Source organism: Gemmiger formicilis (assembly GCF_016901605.1).
Lineage (GTDB): Bacteria > Bacillota > Clostridia > Oscillospirales > Ruminococcaceae > Gemmiger > Gemmiger formicilis_B.
Window position 1 is genome coordinate 1 of sequence record NZ_JACJKP010000215.1, and the last position, 3,984, is coordinate 3,984.

Genomic DNA, 3,984 nt, shown 5'->3' on the forward strand with positions numbered 1-3,984 from the left:
TACGTACTTTGTTGTTGGTTGTCGCAGCAGTTGCAGCAAAACTGTAACAAAGGGCGTATTTTTCTCCTGATGTGGCCGCTCGAAGGAAATGCTGCCAGCGATATCTTTTCCTTGAAGAACTTTAACGGTTTCGCCAAAAGACACTTCCAGCGTTTTGGCTTCGTCTGCTCGGATATTTTGGATATCTACCACATGGTTGCCATGTGTAATGACAATCTCACCGTCGAACAGGGTCAGAATTTCGAGAAGGTTTTTTACCGGTAATTTTGTATAGGCCGCCTCCGTCAAGGCTGCTCCTTTGCTATCAGAAAACACCACCGTGGGTACCTGTGCTTCTTTAGGAAGCGCGCCTTGCCAGAGCATTGTGTGGTAGCTTTGATGCTGTTGCCCATTATGATATTGCACCGCAGCCATTTGCTGAAACCCATTCGCAGTGACGCAAAAATAACCATTTCGTGCTTTCGGTGACCCTTGGCCTGAGGGGAACAACATCAGTTGCAGGTTTTTTCCACAGTTGTGTGCTACATATAAGGCGTTTCCGTTATGGAATGACGTCCCCTGCACTCTGACCGTGGAAGGCCATAGAAGGGTCAACGACACCGGCCTCTTTACAAGACGCATATGTAGCAACAAAAAGTAGCGAACAGTGTCAGGAGAAAAAGCATCAACCCGGACTTGATAGACTTGCCAAATTTTCCCGTCTATCGTTTTGCGAGATAATACAGAACAAAGAATATGGTCACAATATGGGGGCATAGAGTCCGTCAAAAGATAATAGGTATGTTTCTCTACCACCTCGTCCCCAGGATACAACATTTTTCCGTCAGTGCTGTCAAACACAGCTCCGTCCGGATTGATTCCCGGAATTATATCTGGCCAATAGTTAGCGCGAAAACCTTTTGTTAGAACTGTATATTGGTTGTTAATGTCTTGTCCCAAGTTTAACCACGAAATGCCACCGTCTTGCATTCGTTCTGACAAAGCAAATATATGTGGTCGCGCTTCTTTTCCGGTGATTAGAACCTGCGCATCCGCATCAAACTCATTAGCGCGAGGGATGCCGATAGAAAGTGAAAAGCCTCGTCCATCTGAATGCAAAACAATTTTGAGCGGCAACAGATAGCGACCCGTTTGTAATGGCGGATATTTGTTTGAACGACGTATACGTTCTTCGCAGTTTTTGTTTTCTTCACCCTTGCTGTGCTTAAAAAAGCGTTGGTATACACGGCTATTAACAAACGTCACATATTGCCCACAAAGTTCACACATGAAAACTCTGTCGTTTGCTGACACAGGTTCGTTGGGGAAAAGTTTGGAGGCCTCATTCGGGGTAATATGTCGCCAGCCGAGTTCAGCATCTCGAATGCTAACATGTGTCAGTGCCGCTTCGCGTTCCTGCAATGTATTCACCTCCTGCTTCCATTCTGTAAGCGGGAACCGTGAACGGTTGTGAAAACTCCGCCCCAGTTATCCTCTGAAATTCTTAAGCGGTAGAATTCACATCCACTTTCAAGAATGTCGATGTAGTTGGGACTCACAAAAATACATCAACAGATAAACCGCTCCTCGCTTATGGCAAATTACTTTTCTGCCAAGAAATAGGGGCAACCCGTAACCCGAACGGCTTACACCTCATACTCGTAGAGGAAAAGCCCCTCAACATTGGTTATGTCTTCTCCAGGATAGAATACGTATTGGCGCCCGTCAGACTGGTATCGGGGCAACTTTTCGTCCGGGAACTTGTACGAGTAGATAGCGTGAAGAGTATACCCGTAATAGCTTTCCACGAATTCCTGAAGAGCCTCCAGGACGTCTTCTTGCGAAATGTAACTGGCGATGGCGATAGGCTCGGCCAGCGTAAGGACATTGCGGTCCGTTGGCGAGGTATACTCTCGTTCCAAAACTGAGCAGGTCATCTCGTCGGTCAGGGGGTCGTTTTGTACGCGCCGGATGACTTCCGGGCAAAATTCAGACAAAACATCCGCAAAATAGATTGTGCCGTGGATAAAACCAACTTCGTTTTCCGTTTCTGCGTCGTACATGGTCAGGGAAACTGGTTCTTCAAAACGATTCCCTCTGGACAGTTCCACTTGACGTTCCATGGCTTTGTCGCCGGTCGTGCGGGAAATGCACAATTCATTCTTCATGGTAAATAGCCCTCCATTTGGCAATCCGTGTGTCAGTAACCAATCACATCTTTTTCAACCTGCTGAATGACAGCGGCAGGTATCATGCCGGCATTCAGCAACCAGATTTGGTTCAGTCGTGGGTTCGCGATACCAACGTTTTGAATGGTCCGAAAGCATTCGTTCCAGGAATGTTTGCCCATGATGTAATACATCAGGACTTGCAAGGTATCTTTTGGTTTGGGTGGATTCTTTGACGTTTTGATGTCCCATAAAGTATCTCTGGTCAAAAAATCACCATCACCGCAACTGACGATATCGGTATAACCTCCTTCCATCGTAAATCCGTCGGCTGTTACAGGTCCGTATTCTGCGAAAAAGCGCACCATACGGGTCACCATCAGCCGGATGTTGAAAAGTGTACTATGGTTTGGCTCCGGCTCGGATATAGTCGGAGGAACGGCTTGAGAGGAACGAGCATATGAGTCATAGCTGGCCAACTTGCAAGCGGCGCACAGCGAAACGTCGTCCAACCCGTTGATTTGGGCAACGAGTTCTTCGCCGCGCTGCGGTCTCCCGGCCAGGGCGGTGCCGAGCAACGAAACGAGAAAGGCGTCTTTTGCCGTTACTGGGCTGGAGATAAAACGGCTCATGTAATCGACCGTCTGGCCGATGATACCGGCGGGGACGTTTTCGCCTTCCTTTAGGGCGAAGTCGTCCTGCATGACGCGGGAAGTAAACGACTGCAAAGGCAGATACCCGCCGTGAGGCTGCGGCACAGTCTTGGCTCTGGAAGAAACGGAGTATGTGTACATGGCGTATTACTCTTTACGCAAATCGTTGTACAGGACTTCGGCCATAGCCGTCATCATGGCACGGTATTTGGCGGCATCAGTAAACAGCGATTGATAGGCCTGATAATTCTCCATATAGGAAGTCTGTGCCGTTTCCCCGAAGATTTTGGGGAATACATTGTTTTCGAAGATTTGCTGTCCGTCCTGCTGGGCGGATTTTTTCAATTTCGGGTCTGCATTCAGCTTCCGGCGCAGGTTCTCCATCATGACTTTATCGCCTTCGGTGAACTCGCCCTTGTAATACTCGTTGACTTTTTCGATGATTTCTTCCAATGGGCTTTTGCGTTCCCGGTCGCCGCCGGCGCCTTTCTTCGTGCCGGTCTTCAGTTCGCTGGGGTGTTCTTCCAGTTCAATCGAACCTTCATACGTTTTTTCCAGCCGGTAATACTCCAGGCGTACACGGTCGCCCAACTTCCAAATCTGTTTGGGGTCGCTGGGCAGCAGATGCACCAGATACGAGCACAGCACAAATTCTTTGTGCAGGTCTTTGTCGAAGATGCGCACGATTTGGCTGATGTAGTTGTACCATTTGACAAACTTGCGGATGGTACGGCGGAACTCGTACCGCTGGTCGGCGGTTAGTTTGTTGTAGGTTTCTGCCGCAGGCTTCAGGGCGTTGGTCACCCGCGCCTGGATGCTGTCGGTCTTTTTGGTATTGGGGTCAAAGTAGATGCCCGCGACCAGCTCCACATCGGCGTTGGAATAAACCTTATAGCTGCGGAGTTCTTCCTGCACTTTGTAGATTTGGTCCACATTGATTTCTTCCGACAGGACCGTTTCCTGGTAATATGGCTGGAACGCCGCCTGGATTTCCTCGGCCGTGTTCACGAAGTCGAGGATATAGGTGTCGTTTTTGCCGGGGCAGGTGCGGTTCAGGCGGCTGAGGGTCTGCACCGCTTTTACATCGCGCAGCTTTTTATCCACAATCATGGTGTGGAGCAGCGGTTCATCAAAACCGGTCTGGAATTTTTCGGCCACCACCAGGATGTTGCCCTCATCGTGGA

Annotated in this window: 4 protein-coding genes; all 4 read right to left on the reverse strand. The window is 49.1% G+C overall.

The window, feature by feature from the left end; genetic code table 11:
* A partial coding sequence (locus H6B10_RS13005) for a hypothetical protein (protein WP_204651997.1) occupies positions 1–1,401 on the reverse strand: 1,401 nt, incomplete at its 3' end.
* 224 nt (positions 1,402–1,625) lie between these two features.
* Positions 1,626–2,147: a hypothetical protein gene (locus H6B10_RS13010; RefSeq protein ID WP_204651998.1), complete on the reverse strand. Its 522-nt coding sequence runs from the start codon at positions 2,145–2,147 to the stop codon at positions 1,626–1,628.
* Positions 2,148–2,179: 32 nt separating this feature from the next.
* Positions 2,180–2,941 carry a hypothetical protein gene (locus H6B10_RS13015; protein ID WP_204651999.1) on the reverse strand — a complete coding sequence of 254 codons (762 nt, stop codon included), beginning with the start codon at positions 2,939–2,941 and terminating at the stop codon, positions 2,180–2,182.
* 6 nt (positions 2,942–2,947) lie between these two features.
* On the reverse strand, positions 2,948–3,984 hold a 1,037-nt coding region (locus tag H6B10_RS13020), incomplete at its 5' end, for a type I restriction enzyme subunit R domain-containing protein (protein ID WP_204652000.1).

Coding starts and splice junctions, on each gene's coding strand:
- H6B10_RS13010 (WP_204651998.1), bottom strand. CDS start 2,147: ATGAAGAATGAATTGTGCATTTCCCGCACGACCGGCGACAAAGCCATG.
- H6B10_RS13015 (WP_204651999.1), bottom strand. CDS start 2,941: ATGTACACATACTCCGTTTCTTCCAGAGCCAAGACTGTGCCGCAGCCT.